The organism is Roseibium sp. (assembly GCF_965216085.1).
In the GTDB taxonomy this organism is placed as follows: domain Bacteria; phylum Pseudomonadota; class Alphaproteobacteria; order Rhizobiales; family Stappiaceae; genus Roseibium.
The window spans coordinates 4,424,207-4,444,912 of the sequence record NZ_OZ244138.1; the positions used below are offsets into that span (position 1 = coordinate 4,424,207).

At 54.9% G+C, this 20,706-nt stretch carries 18 protein-coding genes; 10 read left to right on the plus strand and 8 right to left on the minus strand.

Annotation, left to right across the window (positions count from 1 at the left end; translation table 11 throughout):
- The first annotated feature begins 10 nt into the window (after window positions 1-10).
- Both ACOOFE_RS20795 and ACOOFE_RS20800 read left to right on the plus strand, forming a co-directional pair.
- The gene (locus tag ACOOFE_RS20795; RefSeq protein WP_420411835.1) at window positions 11-898 is read left to right on the plus strand and encodes an alpha/beta fold hydrolase; all 888 of its coding nucleotides are present in this window, start codon (window positions 11-13) and stop codon (window positions 896-898) included.
- Between the two features lie 19 nt (window positions 899-917).
- Window positions 918-2,441: an MFS transporter gene (locus ACOOFE_RS20800; protein WP_420411836.1), complete on the plus strand. Its 1,524-nt coding sequence runs from the start codon at window positions 918-920 to the stop codon at window positions 2,439-2,441.
- Between the two features lie 29 nt (window positions 2,442-2,470).
- Here the strand turns inward: ACOOFE_RS20800 and ACOOFE_RS20805 are convergent, their stop codons facing one another.
- Window positions 2,471-3,334 carry a LysR family transcriptional regulator gene (locus ACOOFE_RS20805; protein ID WP_420411837.1) on the minus strand — a complete coding sequence of 288 codons (864 nt, stop codon included), beginning with the start codon at window positions 3,332-3,334 and terminating at the stop codon, window positions 2,471-2,473.
- A gap of 87 nt (window positions 3,335-3,421) precedes the next feature.
- On the opposite strand from ACOOFE_RS20805, the gene ACOOFE_RS20810 reads away from it, so the two are divergent.
- The gene (locus ACOOFE_RS20810) at window positions 3,422-4,180 is read left to right on the plus strand and encodes a sulfite exporter TauE/SafE family protein (RefSeq protein WP_420411838.1); all 759 of its coding nucleotides are present in this window, start codon (window positions 3,422-3,424) and stop codon (window positions 4,178-4,180) included.
- Between the two features lie 158 nt (window positions 4,181-4,338).
- On the opposite strand, the gene yghX is transcribed toward ACOOFE_RS20810, so the two are convergent.
- Complete coding sequence (gene yghX, locus ACOOFE_RS20815; RefSeq protein ID WP_420411839.1) at window positions 4,339-5,244, minus strand: YghX family hydrolase; 906 nt, start codon at window positions 5,242-5,244, stop codon at window positions 4,339-4,341.
- Window positions 5,245-5,363: 119 nt separating this feature from the next.
- A complete protein-coding gene (gene aroC, locus ACOOFE_RS20820) occupies window positions 5,364-6,449 on the minus strand; it encodes a chorismate synthase (RefSeq protein WP_420411840.1) in 1,086 nt (361 codons plus the stop codon).
- A gap of 437 nt (window positions 6,450-6,886) precedes the next feature.
- Here aroC and ACOOFE_RS20825 point away from each other — a divergent pair, with 437 nt between their 5' ends.
- Window positions 6,887-8,989 (plus strand): putative bifunctional diguanylate cyclase/phosphodiesterase, encoded by a 2,103-nt coding sequence (locus tag ACOOFE_RS20825; protein ID WP_420411841.1) that lies wholly within the window; start codon window positions 6,887-6,889, stop codon window positions 8,987-8,989.
- On the opposite strand, the gene ACOOFE_RS20830 is transcribed toward ACOOFE_RS20825, so the two are convergent.
- From ACOOFE_RS20830 to fabI, 3 genes are all read right to left on the minus strand, one after another.
- Window positions 8,971-10,161 carry a DUF3095 family protein gene (locus tag ACOOFE_RS20830; RefSeq protein WP_420411842.1) on the minus strand — a complete coding sequence of 397 codons (1,191 nt, stop codon included), beginning with the start codon at window positions 10,159-10,161 and terminating at the stop codon, window positions 8,971-8,973. The genes ACOOFE_RS20825 and ACOOFE_RS20830 overlap by 19 nt on opposite strands.
- Before the next feature lie 121 nt (window positions 10,162-10,282).
- The gene (locus ACOOFE_RS20835) at window positions 10,283-10,933 is read right to left on the minus strand and encodes a histidine phosphatase family protein (RefSeq protein WP_420411843.1); all 651 of its coding nucleotides are present in this window, start codon (window positions 10,931-10,933) and stop codon (window positions 10,283-10,285) included.
- A gap of 92 nt (window positions 10,934-11,025) precedes the next feature.
- A complete protein-coding gene (fabI, locus tag ACOOFE_RS20840) occupies window positions 11,026-11,844 on the minus strand; it encodes an enoyl-ACP reductase FabI (RefSeq protein ID WP_141188129.1) in 819 nt (272 codons plus the stop codon).
- Between the two features lie 171 nt (window positions 11,845-12,015).
- Here fabI and ACOOFE_RS20845 point away from each other — a divergent pair, with 171 nt between their 5' ends.
- From ACOOFE_RS20845 to ACOOFE_RS20855, 3 genes are all read left to right on the plus strand, one after another.
- Window positions 12,016-13,428: an FAD-binding oxidoreductase gene (locus ACOOFE_RS20845; RefSeq protein WP_420411844.1), complete on the plus strand. Its 1,413-nt coding sequence runs from the start codon at window positions 12,016-12,018 to the stop codon at window positions 13,426-13,428.
- Window positions 13,429-14,483: 1,055 nt separating this feature from the next.
- Complete coding sequence (dnaA, locus tag ACOOFE_RS20850) at window positions 14,484-15,944, plus strand: chromosomal replication initiator protein DnaA (RefSeq protein ID WP_420411845.1); 1,461 nt, start codon at window positions 14,484-14,486, stop codon at window positions 15,942-15,944.
- 358 nt (window positions 15,945-16,302) lie between these two features.
- Window positions 16,303-16,737, plus strand: a complete 435-nt coding sequence (locus tag ACOOFE_RS20855; protein ID WP_420411846.1) for a glyoxalase superfamily protein — start codon at window positions 16,303-16,305, stop codon at window positions 16,735-16,737.
- Between the two features lie 10 nt (window positions 16,738-16,747).
- On the opposite strand, the gene ACOOFE_RS20860 is transcribed toward ACOOFE_RS20855, so the two are convergent.
- Window positions 16,748-17,617, minus strand: a complete 870-nt coding sequence (locus tag ACOOFE_RS20860) for a class I SAM-dependent DNA methyltransferase (protein ID WP_420411847.1) — start codon at window positions 17,615-17,617, stop codon at window positions 16,748-16,750.
- Between the two features lie 79 nt (window positions 17,618-17,696).
- A complete protein-coding gene (locus ACOOFE_RS20865) occupies window positions 17,697-18,452 on the minus strand; it encodes an SOS response-associated peptidase (protein ID WP_420411848.1) in 756 nt (251 codons plus the stop codon).
- A 117-nt stretch (window positions 18,453-18,569) separates the two neighbouring features.
- Between ACOOFE_RS20865 and ACOOFE_RS20870 the strand changes: the two genes are divergently transcribed.
- The 3 genes from ACOOFE_RS20870 to ACOOFE_RS20880 all read left to right on the plus strand — a co-directional run bounded on the left by ACOOFE_RS20870 (window position 18,570) and on the right by ACOOFE_RS20880 (window position 20,684).
- Window positions 18,570-19,082 (plus strand): hypothetical protein, encoded by a 513-nt coding sequence (locus ACOOFE_RS20870; protein WP_420411849.1) that lies wholly within the window; start codon window positions 18,570-18,572, stop codon window positions 19,080-19,082.
- A 42-nt stretch (window positions 19,083-19,124) separates the two neighbouring features.
- Window positions 19,125-19,544: an NUDIX hydrolase gene (locus ACOOFE_RS20875; RefSeq protein WP_420411850.1), complete on the plus strand. Its 420-nt coding sequence runs from the start codon at window positions 19,125-19,127 to the stop codon at window positions 19,542-19,544.
- Window positions 19,545-19,640: 96 nt separating this feature from the next.
- A complete protein-coding gene (locus ACOOFE_RS20880; protein ID WP_420411851.1) occupies window positions 19,641-20,684 on the plus strand; it encodes a DUF3179 domain-containing protein in 1,044 nt (347 codons plus the stop codon).
- The last annotated feature ends 22 nt before the right edge of the window (window positions 20,685-20,706 follow it).

Below are 20,706 nucleotides of genomic sequence, written 5' to 3' on the forward strand. Positions count from 1 at the left end.
AAGGTCTGATATGACCCGTTCAATTGAAGACAAATACGATTCCGGCAAATACGCCGCGCAGAGTTTCAAGACATCTGACGGCTTGTCACTAGCCTATCGTGTGTACGGTGACAAGAGTGCCGGAAAACCTGCAATTCTGGCCCTCCCCGGCCTCACACGGAACGTCCGTGATCTGGATCCGGCAGCGAGCCAGCTTGCCGAAAACTATCGGATCTACACACTGAACCTGCGCGGCCGCGATACCTCCGACAACGATCCGGATTTCAGCAACTACAACACGGTTGTTTACATCCGCGACATCTATGAGTTCTGGCAGCACCTTGAAGAAGAGCCGGTGGTTCTGGCAGGGTCATCCCTTGGCGCGCTCTTGGCGATGCTGATGGTCGAAGATCATCCGGATATGCTGGCCGGGATCATTCTCAACGACCTGGGCGCGACAATCGAGACTGCGGGCATGGCGCGTATTTTCGGCTACGCCGGCAAATTGCCGGATGAATCGGATCTTGCCAAAGTGGTCGCGACATTGAAAGATCATGTCGGCGAACAATTCGAAGGCCTGAACGATGGCGATTGGGAGCGGATGGCTGTTTCCATGTATGGCCTGAAAGATGGCAAGTGGCACCACCGCTATGACGACAATCTTGGCCGGGCGCTGGCTCAAAACAAAGAAACGCCGCGCGATCTGTGGGCGGCCCACAAGAAGGCCGCAGAGTTGGATCTGCCGATCCTCTCCATCCGCGGTGTCTTATCCGATGTGACAGCCAAGAAAACCATCGAACAGATGCAGGCGATGGCACCGAAGATGCAGGCTGCGGAGATTTCTGGCCGCGGGCATTGCCCAATCCTGGACGAACCAGCCTCTCAACAGGCCATTGTCCAATTCATGAGTGATCTTTAACGGAACAAGGCCACGAGCGATGACACGATCCGGGCTGACTCTAATCAATATGAGCGGCGCCATCGGCATGATCATGATCGATCAGACCGTGATTGGGATTGCGATCCCTGCCCTTCAGCGCAGCTTTGATTTTGGTCCGCTCGCTCTGCAATGGGTGGTGAACGGCTACACGCTCGCCCTTGCCGCTTCGTTGATCTGCGCCGGCTGGGCCGGAGACCGCTTTGGCCATTACCGCTCTTTTGCGGCCGGCGTTGCGCTCTTCACTGGCTCCTCACTCTTGTGTGCCCTGGCACCCATTGGCGAAATCTTCATTCTCGCGCGGATTGGACAGGGGGTTGGAGCCGCCTTAATGCAGCCGACAGCCACGGCCATCGTCTTTGGCACCTTTCCGCCGGACGAACGCGGCAAAGCCATGTCGATCTATGTCGGCAGCGGATTGCTGTTTCTAGCGGCCGGTCCGTTGCTCGGCGGCATCCTGGTTGAACGCTTCTCCTGGCACATGGTGTTTTTAGTCAACGTACCGATTGGCTGCGCCACCCTGCTGGCGGCTCTGCGCCTCGGCCGGGAAGCCCCCAAAGGGACTGAAAAGCCCTTCGACTTTATTGGCGCAACTCTTCTGGTATGCGGCATCTTCTTTTTGACATCGGCCATTCAGAGCCTGGGAGACGGTGGCGCAGCCTCCCTTTTATCGCTTGCGCTTGCCGCCATCGGTCTTGGCTGCCTGATTGCCCTGCCATTTAGAAAACCCGGTCACGGCACGCCAATCATTGATTTCGGTAATTTCCGTAACAAGATTTATCTCGGCTGCGGCATTGTCCTGTTCTGCATCCAGTTTGCGATGCTTGGCCAGGTCGTCTTTGGGGCGGTCTTTATCCAGAATGTGCTCGCCTTCAGTCCGTTTCAGACCGGCCTGGCGATGATGCCCGTGGTGCTTGCCATCATCTTGATGGCCCAGGTCTCAGGTTATCTGTTCGACAAGGTCTCTTTCCGTTTGCTTGCGGTCTCCGGAACCCTTGCCATTTCGCTGGGGTTCTTCTCCCAAGCCCTGGTTTTGGAACTTGGCCACATCCTCTGGATGATCCCCGGCATGCTGCTGATTGGACTGGGTCTTGGACTGCTGGCCAGCACGGTGACCACAGAAGGGCTGTCCCAGGTTCCCATGACACAACGGGCAACGGCCTCTGCCATCCTGCAGACCTTGCGGCAAACCGGCGGTGTTTTCGGCATTGCCTGCATCGGCTCCGTCATCAATCTGATCGAAAAAGCCCGCGTTGAGGAAATCGCGCGGCAGCTTGAGCCAGTCGCGGACAAACGTCGGGACCTGCAACTGTTGCTGTTCCAATCCGAACAATCTCAGGCCAAGGCCACTGCGCAGTTGAAGGAGCATTGGCCAGAGGCGCTGGCTGACCTGAAACAGATTACTGCCAAAGCAATTGCGGCCGGCTATTACCTGGGCGCTGCCGTCGTGTTCCTGGCCGCGGTCATTTCACTCTGGGCATTTGCAAAGACCAAGAAGGATGCCGCAGAAGAGTCTTCTTCTTAAAATGCCACCTGGCACCAGAGTAGTATGATCTAGGAAGACCCGAACAGTTCTGCGAGCCAATCACAAACCGTTTGAATACGCATCAACCGGTGGTCTTCCGCCCGGTAGACCAGCCAGACTTCACGTTTGAGATCAGAAACTGGATCTGGCAACCGCTGTAAACGCTGGTCTTGGTCTGCAATCAATCTGGGTAGAACCGATTTTCCCAGACCAGCCGCAACGGCCTCTGTAGCACCGGCAAAGTCACAGACGGCAACGGGCGAAAAGACACCACCATCGTGAGTGACCTTGTTCTGCAGCCAAGCAGCCTGTGGCAAATGGTGCATGGTTTCCTGATATCCAATCCAGTTCATGCCATCCGACGCTGCCAGATCAATGTCCGACGACATGTAAAGACTGTGCACCAAGCTGCCGATGCGCTGCGTTTTTAAGCTGTGGCCGCCCTCTACCGGACGGGCCAAGCGAAGCGCAATATCGGTCTCCCGGTTGATCAGGCTGACGGTCCGGTTTTCGGAATCCAGATTGAGGCGCAGTTCGGGATGGCTCTGAAGAAAGGCGTGCGCTCGCGGGATCAACAGATGATTGATCACCATTGGAACTGATGAAAGCCGAACCAAGCCGGCAATCGAATCTTTCGCATTGCTCAGCTCATCTTCCAAATCACCCGTAATTTGCTCAATCGCCTCGGCTTGCCCGGCCACCTTCAAACCCGTTTCCGTCAAACCGAGCCGCCCCTCGCCGCCGCGCTCGACCAGACGTTGCCCAAAGTGGCTTTCAAGCGAACGGATGCGGCGTGCAATGGTTGTGGCATTGATGCCCAACTTTTTGGCCGCCGCGTCCAGTGAACCGGCGCGCCGGAAGGCAATCACACATTTCAGATCGTCCCAGTCCATATCTGCAATATTGCAGCTTTGATCTGCAATTTCATCTGTTTCGCTGCATATTCGCATTCAGTAGTGTTTGCGTCGGCAAGGAGACACATGCTGATGGACATCATCGCGCTCACAGGTTTGACCGGCACACAATTCTGGATTTGCACAGCTGTTGTGTTCACCGCTGGCCTGGTGCGCGGATTTTCCGGGTTTGGCCTCTCGGCTGTTGTCATGGCAGGAGTTGTGACGATCATTCCGCCTGTAGATCTCATTCCTGTCTGTTATGTTCTGGAAGCGGCGGCCAGCCTCGCGCTCCTGCGCGGCAGTATCCGATCGGCCGACTGGACCCTGGTTTTGCAGTTGGCGCTAGGCTCGGCAATAGGCGTCCCGATCGGCCTTGCGGCCACAACCTATGTCGCCCCTGAAACCTCGAAGATGATCGCGCTTTTGCTGGTCTTGACCTTGACCGGCGCTCAATTGCTCAAGCTGGTGCCACCTGGGTTTGGCGGCCGGTTCGGCACACCGGCCGCGGGTCTTCTGGCCGGTATTGTTACCGGCCTCGCGTCTGTCGGCGGGCTCGTTGTGGCGCTTTATGTCCTGTCCCGGAAGACAGAGCCCCAGGTGATGCGCAGTTCCTTGATCATCTTCCTGCTGGCCGGAATGGTCACCACACTGATTTCGCTGCTCTATTATGAGCTGATGACTGCGCAGGCCCTGCAGCGCGGAACAGTGTTTGTTCCAATTGTTTTGCTGGGAGTGTTTTTCGGGTCCATTCTGTTCTCACCCAAATTCGCCCCCTACTACAAGCGCGCCTGCCTCACCTTGCTGCTTTGCCTGTCCGCTGTCGGCGTATCCCGGTTGCTGTGACATCGGCACCTGCCATCATCAGGCCAGGCCAAGTCACCCCAGAGCATCTTGCGTTCAAGTGAACGCAAGATGCTCTATCAACTTAAGATCGATCAGCTTTGGCTGCTCAAGCGATTCTGCTTGAACAACCGCTGATCTAACCGGCTTTGAAACGGCATCTACTTCAAATGTTCCTTGAAGAACGCGATGGTCCGGTCTTCAGCAAGTTTCGCCGCTGCCGCGTCGTATCTCGGTGTCGTATCGTTGTGAAAGCCGTGGTTCACGCCCTTGTACATATGCGCGATGTAGGTTTTGCCCTTGTCCTTGAGCGCCCGTTCATAGGACGGCCAGCCGGTGTTGATACGCCTGTCCAGCTCGGCATATTGCAGCATCAACGGCGCCTGGATTTTTGCCACATCGCCAACCGGTGGCTGGCGGCCATAAAACGGCACGCCAGCTGCGAGTTCTGGATAGGCCACGGCTATGGCATTGACGACACCGCCACCGTAACAGAACCCGACCGCGCCGACTTTGCCGGTGCTGCCTTTATGCCCGAGCAGAAACTCAAATCCGGCAAAAAAGTCGTTCAGCAGCTTTTCCCGATCGACGGATGATTGAAGTGTCCGGCCTTCATCGTCATTGCCTGGATATCCGCCTACTGACGTCAAACCATCGGGCGCAAGCGCCAAAAATCCAGCTTTGCCGAGCCTACGCGCAACATCCTCGATATAGGGATTGAGACCCCGGTTTTCGTGAATAACCAGAACTGCGGGCAGTTTGCCGGATGCCCCGGCCGGTTTCACCAGATAGGCATTGACCTCCCCATGGCCATTTGGCGAGGGATAGGTGATCCGCTGCGTTTCAAGATCCTGATCATTCGGATCCACTTGCTGAGCCCGAGCATAGTCCGGAGACAGCTGATTGAGCAGCATTGAGGCTGTGAGACCGGCGACCGCAAACTTTGCGGCGCCGTTCAAAAACTCACGCTTGGTGATTTTCCCGTGGGCATAAAAATCATAAAGGTCCAGAAGCTCTTGCGGAAAATCCTTGGCTGTCATCCGGCGGACCGGTGTCATCTCATTCATATCAAAGCCTCCCTGTTGGCACGCCTGTCGGCACCCTCATAACAACTAGGGGCTTTAGCGTGTGGATCTATACCCGCGCACAGGAGACTCGAAGAGAATTACCGAAAACCGCGCTAAAATCAGCCAACTTGGCCACGATGACGGACAAAATGATCGGCCAACACGCAGGCCATCATGGCCTCTCCCACCGGAACAGCGCGGATGCCGACACACGGATCATGGCGGCCCTTGGTCATGACGTTCACTTCCTCGCCTTGGCGGGTGATCGACTTACGTTCGGTCAGGATCGAAGAGGTCGGTTTGACCGCGAACCGCACCACCAGCGGATCACCATTGGAAATGCCGCCCAATACACCACCGGCGTTGTTGGTCAAGAACACCGGCTGCCCGACATCATCAATACGGATTTCATCGGCGTTTTCTTCACCGGTCAAAGTAGCCGCCTCAAAACCGTTGCCAACTTCAACACCTTTGACCGCGTTGATCGACATCATCGCGGCAGTGAGATCTGTGTCCAACTTGCCGTAGATGGGTGCACCCCAGCCGACCGGCACGCCTTCGGCAACAACCTCGATCACAGCCCCGACGGAAGACCCGGCCTTACGAACGTCGTCCAGGTAGTCCGCCCAATGCGCAGCTGCCGCAGCATCAGGTGAGAAAAACGGATTGTTGTCGACTTCACTCCAGTCCCAGTTACTGCGGTCAATCTTATGCGGACCGACCTGAACTAAGGCCCCACGGATCGTCACACCTTGCAAGACTTTACGGGCAACGGCACCGGCGGCCACGCGCATAGCGGTTTCGCGCGCCGATGAGCGTCCGCCGCCACGATAGTCGCGGATGCCGTATTTGGCATCATATGTGAAATCAGCATGCCCCGGCCGGAACCGGTCCTTGATCTCGGAGTAATCCTTGGACCGCTGATCAGTGTTTTGAACCATCAGCGAGATTGGTGTTCCGGTGGTTTTTTGGACACCATCCTCGTCGACCATCACTCCGGACAAAATCTGCACTTCGTCCGGCTCGCGCCGCTGGGTGGTATATTTCGACTGCCCCGGTTTGCGCTTTTCCATAAAACCTTGAATGTCGGCTTCGGTGAGCGGTACCAGTGGCGGGCAACCGTCAACAACACAGCCGATCGCCGGTCCGTGGCTTTCTCCCCAAGTGGTGACCCGGAACATATGACCAAAGCTGTTGTGCGACATTCGAAGCTTTCCAAAAAACGGCGTAAATTGTAGGTGGCCGAGCGATAAGCTATCCGCCTGCGAAGCTCAAGCCCAGGAATTCATGGGAACGGTCATCTTTCAAGTAAATAGAGCCGATCTTTCGCTTCGAACCGGCAATCAACGTAAGTTGCGAGATGACGTACCAATCACACCTGCGTGTGATCGGGCTGTTTTCAATCGTTTCAACGCTCCGGTTTGCCAATCCTTAAGGTGAAGCCAGTACCGTCACAAACCAGTGTTATTAATATCGGGTTCTTGCTGTGCACATCCGGGGCTGGCTCACAGGTCTGTTTGTTTTTTTGCTGGCTCCTTGCCTGCTCTTTGCAACGCTGTGGTTCTACGAGAAATTTGAAAGCGTCCGTCAGATAGAGCGCAGCCAGGAAGGTCTGCGGCTCATAAGAGCGCTTGGGCCGTTGATGGGACAGAAATCCATTGGCGCAGATACCGGCGATGTTCCGGCGGATCTGGAAGCTGACCTCGCCGCATTTGGCGGGCCTGAAATTGGACACCTCTTCGCAGAAAGATTTAATGAATTTATCAATGAAGACAGCACGCCAAAATCTCTTCGCAAAGCGCGGGATTTAACCCTCGCGATTGGTGAATTCGGTCGTCTGACATCCTCGGCATCTTTAGAAGCTATAACACTCCCATATCTTTTGACCGATGTATTACCTTTGGTGATCATTGAATCATCAAAGATGCGCGACAACGCTATGCTTCTGTCCGAACGGGAAACCATCAATGTTTGGGACAAGATGATGGTGCCCGTCCAGGGTGGGCAGTTCAAAGTCGCTGCGGACGGTGCCTCCCGCGATACGGTAGACCATCTTGACGCATTGAGCGGGCCAACCGCCGAAACACTGCGGCAAGAAGCCCAGAACTACCGGAAAGCAAATGTTGCTTTTCAATCCCAGGGCGCCAAGTTTCTCACTTCGACGATCAACGCGAACACGGGCGCGGACATAGTGTCTGCGCCAGTTATCGCCGCCCAGCCCAAACTGGTCGCGGCAACGATCTCGCTTTGGCGCGAGGTTTTGATCTACTTGGATGAAACCCTCGAAAGCCAGCGCACCTTCACCCTGAAGGCTGTAGCCTTAGCCGGCATGACTGGCGGCGCCATCATCCTGATTGCCTTTGGCATTGGCATCGCGCTCGTCCGGGCCCTTGCAGATAGAACGCAAAGAGAATTCGAAGAACTTGGTTTTCACGACCCGTTGACCGGTCTGCCAAATCGCAGAGGACTGCTAAAGGCGCTTAGAAACATGCCTCAAGCGGGCGCCAAGCAAGCTGCGGCCCTAATTGTTTTCGACATCCGCCAGTTCCGGAAGATCAACCATCGTCACGGCGATCAGTCAGGGGATGCAATTCTGCGTGCGTTTGCCGGCGATCTAACGATGCTCACCGAACCAGACGATTTCATCAGCCGGACAGGCGGGAGCGAATTTGTGCTTGTGCGCCCGGTCGTCAAAAACACGCAGCAGTTTGAGAGCTACGTACAAAAAGCCCTGAAAATGCTCAGTAAAGAGCGGCGTATTGACGATCAAGACACGATTATCGACGTCCATGCGGGCCTTTGCCTGAACAAATCCGGTCGGCCATTAACTGAAGAAACCCTGACCGATGCAACATTGGCACTCAGAGCCGCAAAACAAAAAGGCCCGAAGGAGCTGGCAACATTTACGTCAGCAATGAGGGCTTTGTTTGAAAGCAATGCCGACACAGCAAAAGAGTTGCTTCCGGCCTTGCAGAACGGTGAAATCCTGCCGTGGTTTCAGCCCCAAGTCGACATTCACAATGGTGCAATTGTGGGCGCTGAAGCTCTGGCCCGCTGGGTAGAGAAGGATCAAGTTCGTTTTCCGGGTGCCTTTCTCCCTGCAGCGGAAGATGCGGGTTATATGGACCTAGTTGAGACCGCAATCCGGGAAAAAGTTCTGGCACTCGCCACGACGCTCAATGAAATGAGCGCCGCAAACATACATCTGGGTCTGAACCTGTCCGCAAGCATTCTCGGCCAGGAAAATGTTGCAGATGAGATTTACAACAAGATTGTCAGCCTCGGCTTGAAACCGGCAAATTTCAGTCTTGAGATCTTAGAAGCTGTCATGCTTGACGAAGCTGGCGCCTTGCCAGTGAAGAAAAATATCGCCCGGTTATCGGAGCTCGGCTTTTATATAGAGCTGGATGATTTTGGCACGGGCCATTCCAGCATCTCCAGCCTGCGGGATCTGAAAGTCGACCGGGTGAAAATCGACCGCAGTTTTGTCTCCGGTGTCGACACGAATCCAGCACTCCAAAAATTCACCAGCGCTCTCATCAACTTGGCCAAGAGCCTCGATATCAGCGTGTTGGCCGAGGGTGTTGAAACGGAAGGGGAGCGCCTCTGGCTTAAAGCCAATGGCTGCGATGTCATTCAAGGTTTCCTGATATCGAAAGCAGTTCCCGAAGACCAAATCATCGAGATGGTCCTGCGCCAATCGCAGTTACGGTCCGGTACTGCAGCTCAGGCAGTCGGCGCATAATCAGGAGTTTCGCCGCTAAGTGCAGAAATCCTGGCCTTGAAATCCGTTGCCGCCATCGCCAAGCCGCCATCTGCCCCATCGACAAAATGGATATGTTGATTGCTCGCCATATCCTGCAGGAAACAGGTCATCAAGGCAGTGTCGGATACGTGCAGGCCGTACGCGGCCTGTCCTTTATCCGAGAGTTCCTGCAACTGCGCTTTCAGACCGCTGAGTTGCTGAGGCGAGAGATCCAGAACAAGTTGCAAGCTGTCGCCGAGTTTCCGGTGGTCCGTGTTCAGGCTCAGCTCTTTCATATATTTTGCCGGTTCGAGAGGGCCGACGCGCCACCCAGTATAGTAGCTATAGAGAAACAAAACGCTTTCTATAAGCCCGATGAGATAGCCTTTGAGCCAACGCCGTCCTGCCCCGAAGCGAGCCTCCAGCTTGAGTCCGCTTGGCGGAAACCGTAACCGCAACCGCTTCCCTTCGGCAAGGCGCACCGCCTCGTCATCGGTCAATGGATTAAATCCAAGCTGCGCGGTCACTTGCTCCAGGATGCCTGGTAAGGCCTCGTCATGTACTGGTTTGATAATCACCGAAACGATGTGACCATTTTGCGCGGGCAACGGCTCCCATCGGCAGGACAGACCGTCCAAGACAGGTTCACTAGACGTTTTGTCTAACGTGTAAGGCTTAACGGCGACCGGATCCTTCAAAATCCGGTCTGCAATCAATAAGCCATCACCGATGATCATCGCCAGATGATTGCCAGGGCTGAGACGATACTTCCGCACCCGAATATCCCCGCCGTGCTGGCGGATGTCAGTGACCGGAATAGCCGCGGCCCGGAGCTCCAAGCCGACAACGTCCCTTGAAAGGGCAACCACACCTGCAACAGCTTCAGCAGCGGCTGCAACCTGGCACTCCGGCACCACTAGCACGGCACCGTCTCCGCCAAACACAAATGGAATATGGTCCCGGTCAAGCACATTCAGGACAGCGGCAATTACTGCAGCGCCGACCATATTGACCTGCTTATAACGCCCCTCCTCGATGGCATCGCGGGAGCGCACAATATCAGCGGCTATCACGACCCAATCTTCTGGAACAGGCCGGAAATCTCCGTCGAGATTATCTGTATTGAAGTTCTGACAGCTTGGCAGGCCGGAATAAAAGTCTTCAGCAGACATGGGCGCAGTCCCTGACAAATTTCCCTTCATACGGTTCTAAATGTGTATCCGATGACCCGTTTTGGAGGGCGCACGATCACGTATTTGTCAGTTAGAGCCAATCAACCAGAGACAAGTTGCGTCAACTATTAGCAAGGACCGTCATCTTACTGTCCCGCCAGACAAACACCTTGTCCTGCGGCACGTCATATTTCGGTACTTTGGCTGTGTGCCCGCCTTCCAGAAGTCCGCGCAATACGCGAAAGACACCCCCATGCGACACCACAACCGATGGCCGGCCCACTGTCAGCAACCAGCGGCCGATGCGTTCAGCGAGCATTTCATAACTTTCTCCGTCCGGCGGGACAAAACCCCATTTATCCGCACGCCGTTGAGCAACGCGATCTGGATCCACTTCTGCAAGCTCCTCCAGCGTTGCGCCTTCCCAACCGCCAAACGTGATTTCCATGAGCTGGGCATCGAGCCGGTAAGTGTCCGGTGCCAGACCCATCTGTTTGCGCGCCCGCTCCATGGTTGCCCGCGTCCGGCCAAGTGGAGAGGCGACAAAGTCCAGAGACGACGGGTCAATCCCCTCGCTGTCCAGATAACACTTTAAGAGCGCACCATTTTGCGTTGCCTGACCTTCACCGGTCGTATTCAGCGGAATATCCTTTTGCCCCTGCATCCGGCCTTCTGCATTCCAGTCCGTCTGCCCGTGACGGATAAATACGAGAAACTCCGGATCATGGAGCTTCGGCAGCGTTTCGGCATTTTGAGGAAACAAAGCAGTCATTTGTACGTCCAAACAGGAAAACGCTCCGGCATTCGCGGGCCAGAGCGCCTTAACAAAAAAATGGCCGGTTCGAAACCGGCCACTGGAACTTATTAGTCTTTAACAACCGAAATGTCCGGTGCATCGACTGCCTTCATGCCGACGATGTTGTAGCCGCAATCGACATGCTGGATTTCCCCGGTCACACCGCGGCCAAGATCTGACAACAAGAACAGCGCACTGTCGCCAACTTCCTCAATGGTTACCGAGCGGCGCAGCGGCGAATTGTATTCGTTCCACTTCAGGATATAGCGGAAATCACCGATCCCGGAAGCTGCGAGAGTCTTGATTGGGCCTGCAGAAATCGCGTTAACCCGGATGTTCTGCGGACCAAGGTCCATCGCCAGATATTTGACGCTGGTTTCCAAAGCCGCCTTGGCTACACCCATGACATTATAATGCGGCATGACCTTCTCGGCGCCGTAATAAGTCATGGTCAGGATCGATCCGCCATCCGTCATCAGCTTTTCAGCGCGCTGAGTGACGGCCGTCAGGGAGTAACAGGAGATGTCCATGGTCCGGGCGAAATTGTCGGCTGTGGTGTCGACAAAGCGGCCAGTCAGCTCGTTCTTGTCGGAGAAGGCCACCGCATGGACCACGAAATCGATCTTGCCCCATTTGTCTTCAATCGCCTTGAAGACATCATCGATGGACTGGGTGTCGGTGACATCACAATGACCGGCGACAAACGCACCAAGTTCCTCACCAAGAGGCTCGACCCGTTTTTTCAGCGCTTCCCCCTGATAGGTCAGCGCCAGCTCGGCACCGGCATCGGCAAGCGATTTGGCGATCCCCCAGGCAATCGACTTTTTGTTCGCCAAGCCCATGATCAAACCACGTTTGCCGTTCATCAGTCCGCGCGTTTCCGCCATCGTCTTCTCCGATTAGGATTCCAGTCACCACCCGTCCGGGCTGGCTTCCTATGGCACAGGGGATTTTTTCCTTCAAGTGAGGCCAGCGACGAATGAAGCGTCGACGAGGGCGGTTTCAGCCACTATGTTGGCGCCGAAATTTGATCACTAAACTTTACGAGGATCCCGCTCATGGAGCCCTCCCCCCACGCCGAGCGCTTCGCCGAGATGATCGGCGAAACGAATGTTCTGACCTCCACTGACGACAAAGCCCCCTACCTGACCGAATGGCGTGACCTCTACCAAGGCGTCACTCCTATGGTGTTGCGACCAGGGTCCACAGACGAAGTCAGCGCGGTGATGCGTTATGCCTATGAGCACGACTTGAAGGTGGTTCCTCAGGGCGGCAATACGGGTCTGGTCGGCGGCCAAATTCCGCAGGAAACCGGGGACGAGATCGTCTTATCTCTGTCCCGGATGAACAAGGTACGTGCCGTTGATCCAGACGGTTTCACCATCACGGTGGAGTCCGGTGTGGTGCTGGAAGCACTCCAAAATGAGGCCGACAAAGTCGATCGACTGTTCCCCTTGTCACTCGGTGCGCAAGGCTCCTGCCAGATCGGCGGCAACATTTCGACCAACGCCGGCGGCACAGCTGTTCTTGCTTATGGCAACACCCGAGACCTGGTTTTAGGCCTCGAAGTCGTGATGCCAAATGGCGACATTTGGAACGGCCTCAGAACCCTCCGCAAGGACAATACCGGTTATGATTTGAAACAATTGTTTATCGGTGGCGAGGGCACCCTGGGGATTATTACAGCCGCTTCTTTGAAGCTGTTTCCTAAGCCGAAGAAGCTGGAAGCGGCCTTTATCGGACTGGCCAGCCCACATGATGCACTTAAGCTGTTTTCAATGGCAAAAGCACAAGCCGGACCGTTGCTCACAGGCTTCGAGATCATGCCGCGCGTAGGCGTACAGTTTTGCCTTGATCATCTGGAAGGCGCGCGCGATCCGCTGGAAGGCGAACACGCCTGGTATATCCTCATGGAACTGTCCAGTGGTTCGGACGTCTTTCCAGTTCGCGATCTGATGGAGGGAATCCTAGGTGAAGCCTTTGAGGCAGAGCTGGTTGAGGACGCCGCCTTTGCACAGAACCTGACACAGGTGCAGGATTTTTGGCATATCCGTCACGGCATGTCCGAAGTTCAAAAGGCAGAGGGCGGCTCGATCAAACACGATATTTCAGTGCCAGTCGCCTCAATCCCAGAATTCCTCGATCAGGCTATCGCAGCGGTCGAAGCATTTGTTCCCGGCTGCCGGCCGGTGCCATTCGGCCACCTGGGAGACGGCAACATCCACTTCAATGTCAGCCAGCCCAAAGAGGCTGATAAGGAAGCCTATCTTGCCAAGTGGGATGAGATGAATGCCATCGTTCACGGAATTGTCGAGGCGTTTAACGGCAGCATTTCGGCGGAACATGGCATTGGCCGCTTGAAGATGCCGCTGTTGAAAGACGTGAAATCAGAAACTGAACTGGATCTGATGCACCGGATCAAATCCGCGCTCGACCCCAAGGGCCTGATGAACCCAGGCCGCATTCTATAGTACTCAGACCATATATATGCGTGTGAGTGCGCGGGGCATTGCGAACCAATGACCCCGCGCTTTCGTTTACTCTTCCTCATTAGCAGGTCATAGGATCGCGGACGAGCGCTTCTGGCATCGGTTCATACACCGACCACAACAGTTCCAGCAGAGAGCTACCTGCCATCGGGAAGGGCTTCGTAAGGCCGTTTAAGTAGACGATGGAAACTACTTGCCTGCCAGTTGGCAGTACTGCGGTGGAACCGCTCCGGTAACCGGTCAAGAATCAGCTCCACCGCTAAGGTTAATTTGCACACTGAAGGCAATAGCAAAAACTAACAGGTTGCCAACTTTTTCCGCTACACCCGATTTTGAGCACCCGTTCTGAGCCGCAGAGATCTTGACTTTTTAAATTCACGACGCTGACTAAAAACCTGTTTCCCTTGCGTTTTAGAATTGTGCAAATCGTGCGGCGATCTAGGTTCGGGTATACGGCGGTTTTTGATCCACCGAATCTTTTGCCCAAAATCCACTGCAAATGCGAACGCAATGGGTGTTTTCAAAAAAAATCGCCCTTTTTCTTCAGAAACTCAATATGCCTCGCCTCGGGAAAATTCCCATTGATTCTCAGACAGATCGCAGATTTCACCTGAGAACAATTTCCAGTTTTTTAGACCACCTTTTGAAAACTCGTCCAAAACGGTCGAATTAGTTAAAAAATTCCTAAACTCTATCCTCACATCGACGGAATGCGGAAGCAGACCAAGAGAGAATACTGAGGCGGAACTACCCCTATTTTCCAAGCAGAGTAATAGGGAAAGATCGCTGTCTTAATGATAGGAAACGAAAACTCGACATCTACAAAAATTACAATACGAAACGTCTATGAACTCATAAAAATAAGCTATTTGAAAATATGGTAAGTAAATGGTTAACTTTGTTCATAGGCAGAGATAAGCCGACGGTCAAAACAGACCAAAACAAAAGCCTAAAGGCTGCACCAATAAGAATTCGCAGCCAGGCAAGACAGTGCACGTGAGGAAGCGTATGCCCCGCTTCTTTGGATGGAGGCCACAATGCAGGTTCAGACTTTACAAAAAACAGATCAATGGGATCGTGTTAAAAAAGAACTGAGAAATGAACTAGGGGAAGACATCTTTTCCAACTGGTTCGGCCGAGTAAAACACGAAGAAATCAATGGGGACGCGGTTCGCCTATCCGTTCCGACCCCCTTCTTAAAGAATTGGATCCTGAGCAATTACGAAAAGCAACTTGTTGCTCTTTGGAAACGGGAACAGGACGACATCAACCGTGTGGAACTTACTGTGCGCGGGGCCCTTCGCCCACGTCCTGCAGGGGCGCAGCCTCCAAAAGCCATTAAAGCACGCCGCATCAGCGGTCGCGCTGCCCCATTCGCCGCAACCCCGCAGTTTGGTGCTGTCAGCACCGCCGCTGCTATTCCTTGCCTGGCGGATACCGGTGAAGAAGCCGCAGCCGATTTCTTGAACGGTGCTGCGCTCAATCCGAAACTGACGTTTGAATCCTTCGCTGAAGGCACGTCGAACAGCCTTGCTTGCGCCGCTGTCCGTCAAATGGCAGCCGGTCACGACGGAACTCTGGGGCTGCTATATATCCATTCGACCACAGGCATCGGCAAAACGCATTTGCTGCAGGCAGCTGCAAGCGAAGCCCGCCGGGCAGGCCGCCGGGTCGCCTATCTTTCGGCCGAGTTCTTTATGTACCACTTGGTACCAGCGCTGCGGACCCCAGCGTTCCCGGTTCTGCGTCAGGCCATGAAGTCCATTGATCTGTTGCTGGTTGACGATCTGCAGTTCCTGCATGGCAAGCAAGGTCAGGAAGAATTCGCCAAGACCCTTGAAATGCTGATGGAATCGCCGACGAAGATCATCATGGCAGCGGACCGCGCACCAGACGAAATGAGCACTCTGGGCACAAATCTGCGCCAACGCATCCAAACCGGTGAAGTGGTTACCATTCAGGCCACCGATTATGCCCTGCGCCACGACGTCCTGAAGAAACGCATTTTTGCTGCACGCCGGACACATCCGAGCTTCACCGTGCCGGATGAAGTCGTCGACTACATCGCCCGTTACGTGATTTCCTCGGCCCGGGATCTGGAAGGTGCTCTGAATCGCCTGTTCGCACACAACCAGCTGACCAAACAGCCGGTTACTATGGAACTTGCTGAAAAAACTTTGCATGACCTGGTCCGCATCGGCGAACCGCGCTCCATCAAAGTGGAAGACATCCAAAACGTGGTCTGCAAGCATTTCAGTGTCACCAAGGCGGATCTTTTGTCCTCCTGCCGGGCCCGGACTTTGGTTCGCCCCCGTCAGATCGCCATGTACATTGCCAAGGTGATGACTGGGCGCTCGCTGCCGGAAATCGGCCGCCGCTTCGGCAACCGCGACCATACCACTGTTCTGCACGCTGTGCGTAAGATCGAAGGTATGGTCAAAGGCGACGCTGCGCTGGCACAAGAAGTTGAACTTTTGAAGCGTCTTGTCCACGCCTAACAGGTTGCTGGCCTGCGGCACACCAGCTTCAGGCCAGCTTCATCAAGTATCTTCGATGCATAGTGGCAGGCGTATCTGTTCAGCCACCTCAATGTGTAGCGTTGTGTACCTGAGTTTCATCTCTCCTCCCTCCCTTGAAGCCGCATTGTGCGGCTTTCTTTTTGCCCTATTGATTTCTTCGCACAGGCCACCTACATCTGTCGCTGGTTTGAAGGGACCTGCCGTCCGCGGGCGTAAGCCTTGGTGAACTCCTTTGTCGGCCTTAACAGGCTGACTTTATCGTTCCTGACTGAGATATGCAGGCCGATGGTAATGCGGACCCCATGAGACATGCCTGCCTTTCTTGGAAAGGTACACGATGACTTTACCGACACTTATTGACCTCAAAGCCCAGGCCAAACGGTTGCGGCTTGCAATTACCAAATCCAATGACACAGCTGTCAGCCACAGCAAGTCTTTGGAGCTGATCGCCAAGCAATACGGCTACCGCGACTGGAACACTCTGCATGCGGCTGCGCAAAACAATGGCTTCCGGCTCTTTACAGTGGGCGACCGTGTGAACGGCCAATACCTTGGTCAAGCTTTTGAAGGCGAAATCCTTGGGTTTTCGAAAACAGGAAAATCTGGAACTTACCAGGTGACCATCCAATTCGATGCCCCCGTGGACGTGGTGACATTCGACAGTTTCTCGTCCTACCGCAGACGGGTCACCTGTACGATCCGTGAAAATGGTGTGGCGATCAATCGGACATCCGACGGACGCCCGCACTTGATCATGGATTACGCTGCTTAAGCAATAATGATTACCGTTTCCGGGTCATCACCAGATGGCCCGGGACCGGATCGCCCTCTTCCAACCGCACCGTAATTGGGTCCATCGCCAAGATGTCGAACCCAAAAAGGTCAAGTGCGGACCGGATATAAGCCGCTCCTTGCGCAAACCGGCTCTTCGGTCCGACCATGTAGTTCCGGCCGTTCAAGACAGCCTCTGGCAGTGTCTCAGTTGAAAATGCCAGATGACCACCGGACGTCAGTCGTTCTGCCGCGCCTTTTAAAAACGGCTCAACGGCACCGAGATAGGGGAAGACGTCCGTCGCAGCGATGAAATCCCAGGTTGGCCGGCTGCCGTCCTCTTCTTCAAAGTCTTGTAAGAACTCGACTGCCTCGCCGACATAGAGGTCATCGTAGACCCCGCGGTCATACGCGAGCTCGACAATCCGTTCGGACAGGTCGACACCGGTCAGATGATCCGCCTGATCGAAAAAAGCCATCCCGGTTAGTCCGGTTCCACACCCCAAATCCAGCAATCGGCCAAAAGGACCGAGTTTCAACTTGGCGGCAAGTTCCTGAAGCAAAAGCGGAACGCAGTAGCCGAGTTCATCGACCAGAATTTCATCAAAGACATCGGCATGCTGATCAAACAGGGTCGCGACATAGGCATCAGGCATTTTTTCCGGCGCTTCGCCAGCCCCCATTGCGGCAAGACGGACACTGACACCGCCCGGATCGCTCGGCTCCAATGCCAAGGCCTCGCGGTACGCTGCGGCTGCCGCCTTGAGGTCTCCGGCTTTTTCCAACGCCAGCCCCCTGTTATAGGCCTCGGCCAAAGCATCATCTTCGATGACAGACGCCGTTGTGTCCGGGGCGGAGTTGTTGTGTTCTTCGTCGGTCATTGAGATCCAGCTGCCAATTGATGGCCCCTCCTATCGCGCAAAAACAGAATTTGCACGGTAATTCCAACCGAGACCGCGCTCAAAACAGGTCCAATTGACCGCCACCACCAGCGGCTGCCTTTTCAGGCGCTTTTTTCTTTTTCGTCACAGCCGGCGCTTCTCCGGCATCCAAGGGAACCGGGATTTGCAATTCTGCATCGTCATTGGACACTTTATTGACGCGCGAAGACACTGGCACTGCGGTTAGATAGTCGTCTTCGATCGGCAACATCAGCTGTTTCACATCACGGACCGGCACATTGCCCGTATCCAACCATGTTTCGTAACTCTCGGGTTTCAAAATCACTGGCATTCGATGATGGATTTCGGACATCATCCGGTTTGACTGCGTGGTCAGCATCGCACCGGAATCCATATCGCCGCCATCCGGATCTGACCAGGTTTCCCAGAGCCCCGCAAACGCCATTACGCCGCCATCGGCCGGTTTGATATAAAATGGTTGTTTTCCCTCCGGTGTCCGGCGCCACTCGTAAAATCCGGAAGCCGGGATCAGACAACGATGATGTTTCATTGCCGTGCGGAAGGAGGGTTTCGCGGCTGCGGTTTCCGACCGGGCGTTGATGAGCAACGTAAAACTTGCCGGATCTTTCACCCAGGAGGGGATCAAACCCCAGCGGATCAGTTGGAACCGCCGCTTACCATGGCTTTGAAGCACTGTGGCGATTGGCTGTGTCGGAGCAATGTTGTACCGGGCCGGAAAATTCGGATGGTCGATATATCCAAAGAGCGCCCGCACATCCTCTGGAGTGGCAGTTAAGCTGTAGCGGCCACACATGGCAGGCCCTCCTTTCCACGGTCGGCTTGTGAATTGTCATTAAATGACGTGGAGTTAGGCAATTTGAAACGATAAAGAACTATCATCTGAGGAAAGTATCATAATTGGGGGTCGGGTATGGAGTGTTTGGATCCAGTTTTGGGCGCCGGTGATCTGGCCTCCGAACGGCTGGAGCAGGCCAATATCAATCCCCAAACCGGATTGGCAACCGATTATCTCAACCACTTCAATGAAGTCATGATGCTGCTTGAGATGTTGCCAGCCATGCCGGACTGCGCCGAAGATGTCCTGGCATGGGAGCCGCTCGACTATGAGGGACACTTCGAGAATTCGACGTTCAAGGACAAGAAACTCGCTATTCTTGCCTATCACGCTGCCCCGGCATTTTTGCGCGAAACCCTCGAAGCACGGGTTGCAGACATAAACGAACTTGTCGCACAGGTCCAATCCCAGCTGCGCGAAGCACCGGAACCCGCGCTCGTTGCCATGGAAGTTGCCGATTTTGCGACTCACCAGATCAAGCCGCTGATTTCGACAGCCAGTGGTGTTATTCATGGCCATGTTGAACCGGAAGCCGAACAGCCCGAAGGCGATGCCGCTCAGGCCGAGATCGACGCTCTGTTTGCCTGACCTACTTGTTCCAGGAATGCAGCTTGGAGCCTGTCGCATCTGATGTCCCGCCATTACCCGTCCGCCCCGATCATCAGCGTGAGCGTTTTGTGCCATGCGGATGAAAAAGCGCTCCTGATCAAACGTGGTAAACCGCCCTACAAGGACCATTGGAGCCTGCCCGGCGGCAAAGTCGAGCTGGGCGAAACCCTAGCTGAGGCCGCGACCCGGGAGCTTAAGGAGGAAACCGGCCTAACCGGCAACCTAAACGGGCCGGTCGAGATTTTCGATTCCATTCAACGGGATGAAGCCGGCCGGGTCGAAACGCACTTCGTGCTCGCCGTTTTTGTCGCAGAACGGCCAGAGGGTGTCTTATCCGCCAGCGATGATGCAACAGCCGCAGAATGGGTCCGGCTGGATCAGCTCGAACAACGGCCATCCACACCGGGTACGGCCGAGCGGATCCGCCGTCTTCTAAAGTAAGCGACTTGCCTCACGCATGTGTGCGCTGATGTGACTTTCGAATTGAAGGGTCCGCGCCGACAATCAGCAGAAGCTCATTCTATATGGTTGGTACCAATGACTGCCGTACATGGTCATGGCGGGGTGTCTAACTCCCAGAACTTCCTCACCGCACTTGTTTTCGGCTTTCTGATGGTGATGGTCTCAGCACTGCCTGTCAATGCATCTCCGGATCAATGGAAGCGGGCAGGCTTTACCACCGACTTTTCCAAACACACCATAGCCCTTTCCGAGATACTGTCGGGCGGTCCTCCAAAAGACGGCATTCCGTCAATCGACACACCAGACTTTCAGAAGGCCGAGGATATCGATTGGCTGGAGGATGCCGAGCCAGTGATCCTTTTAGAGTTGGACGGCATTACACGCGCTTACCCGCTGCAAATCCTGATCTGGCACGAGATCGTCAATGATGTAATCGGTACCCGACCGGTCTCGGTCACCTACTGCCCCTTGTGCAATTCATCGATTGTGTTTGACCGTCGGCATGATGGCGCTGTTCTGGACTTCGGCACCACGGGCCTTTTACGGAATTCGGATTTGGTCATGTATGACCGCCAGAGCGAAACCTGGTGGCAGCAGTTCACAGGAGAAGGCATTGTCGGCGCCCACGCCGGTAAATCTTTGAAAATGCTGCCATCGCGGGTCGTCCCGTACGCTGACTTTAAAAAACGGCATCCGGACGCCGATGTCCTGGCGCGTCCAGATCCTGCAATCCGCCCTTATGGGCGCAATCCGTATGAAGGGTATGATAGCCGGTCGGCGCCCTATCCGCTTTTTCAAGGAGAGCTGCCCGAACACATCAATCCGATGGAACGGGTGGTTGTCATCAACGGCCCGGATGGCCGGTATGCTGCAACCTTGTCCCACATCCGAGAGGTGGGAAGCCTCAAACTCTCCGAGACGGCTCTTATCCGATGGAGCGGAGAACAAGCCTCTATTTTGGATGCACGCTCAACCAAGGACGGCCGGCGTATTGGCGCTGTCGAGGCTGTCACGCTCTCAGACGGCACAGAGCAGCCGCTGGTTCATGACGTGACCTTTGCCTTTGTTGTTCATGCGTTTTATCCGGACTTGCCAATTCTTGGGGTCAATCAACCATAGCGCTTGCAGGGCACAGCGGCCC

What these genes read in the sequence shown, in the direction of transcription:
- ACOOFE_RS20845 (WP_420411844.1), top strand. Translation starts at nt 12,016, where the DNA reads ATGGAGCCCTCCCCCCACGCCGAGCGCTTCGCCGAGATGATCGGCGAA.
- ACOOFE_RS20855 (WP_420411846.1), top strand. Translation starts at nt 16,303, where the DNA reads ATGACTTTACCGACACTTATTGACCTCAAAGCCCAGGCCAAACGGTTG.
- ACOOFE_RS20880 (WP_420411851.1), top strand. Translation starts at nt 19,641, where the DNA reads ATGACTGCCGTACATGGTCATGGCGGGGTGTCTAACTCCCAGAACTTC.
- ACOOFE_RS20825 (WP_420411841.1), top strand. Translation starts at nt 6,887, where the DNA reads ATGGGACAGAAATCCATTGGCGCAGATACCGGCGATGTTCCGGCGGAT.
- ACOOFE_RS20870 (WP_420411849.1), top strand. Translation starts at nt 18,570, where the DNA reads ATGGAGTGTTTGGATCCAGTTTTGGGCGCCGGTGATCTGGCCTCCGAA.
- ACOOFE_RS20805 (WP_420411837.1), bottom strand. Translation starts at nt 3,334, where the DNA reads ATGGACTGGGACGATCTGAAATGTGTGATTGCCTTCCGGCGCGCCGGT.
- aroC (WP_420411840.1), bottom strand. Translation starts at nt 6,449, where the DNA reads ATGTCGCACAACAGCTTTGGTCATATGTTCCGGGTCACCACTTGGGGA.
- yghX (WP_420411839.1), bottom strand. Translation starts at nt 5,244, where the DNA reads ATGAATGAGATGACACCGGTCCGCCGGATGACAGCCAAGGATTTTCCG.
- ACOOFE_RS20860 (WP_420411847.1), bottom strand. Translation starts at nt 17,617, where the DNA reads ATGACCGACGAAGAACACAACAACTCCGCCCCGGACACAACGGCGTCT.
- dnaA (WP_420411845.1), top strand. Translation starts at nt 14,484, where the DNA reads ATGCAGGTTCAGACTTTACAAAAAACAGATCAATGGGATCGTGTTAAA.
- ACOOFE_RS20865 (WP_420411848.1), bottom strand. Translation starts at nt 18,452, where the DNA reads ATGTGTGGCCGCTACAGCTTAACTGCCACTCCAGAGGATGTGCGGGCG.
- ACOOFE_RS20800 (WP_420411836.1), top strand. Translation starts at nt 918, where the DNA reads ATGACACGATCCGGGCTGACTCTAATCAATATGAGCGGCGCCATCGGC.
- ACOOFE_RS20835 (WP_420411843.1), bottom strand. Translation starts at nt 10,933, where the DNA reads ATGACTGCTTTGTTTCCTCAAAATGCCGAAACGCTGCCGAAGCTCCAT.
- ACOOFE_RS20795 (WP_420411835.1), top strand. Translation starts at nt 11, where the DNA reads ATGACCCGTTCAATTGAAGACAAATACGATTCCGGCAAATACGCCGCG.
- ACOOFE_RS20830 (WP_420411842.1), bottom strand. Translation starts at nt 10,161, where the DNA reads ATGTCTGCTGAAGACTTTTATTCCGGCCTGCCAAGCTGTCAGAACTTC.
- fabI (WP_141188129.1), bottom strand. Translation starts at nt 11,844, where the DNA reads ATGGCGGAAACGCGCGGACTGATGAACGGCAAACGTGGTTTGATCATG.
- ACOOFE_RS20875 (WP_420411850.1), top strand. Translation starts at nt 19,125, where the DNA reads ATGTCCCGCCATTACCCGTCCGCCCCGATCATCAGCGTGAGCGTTTTG.
- ACOOFE_RS20810 (WP_420411838.1), top strand. Translation starts at nt 3,422, where the DNA reads ATGCTGATGGACATCATCGCGCTCACAGGTTTGACCGGCACACAATTC.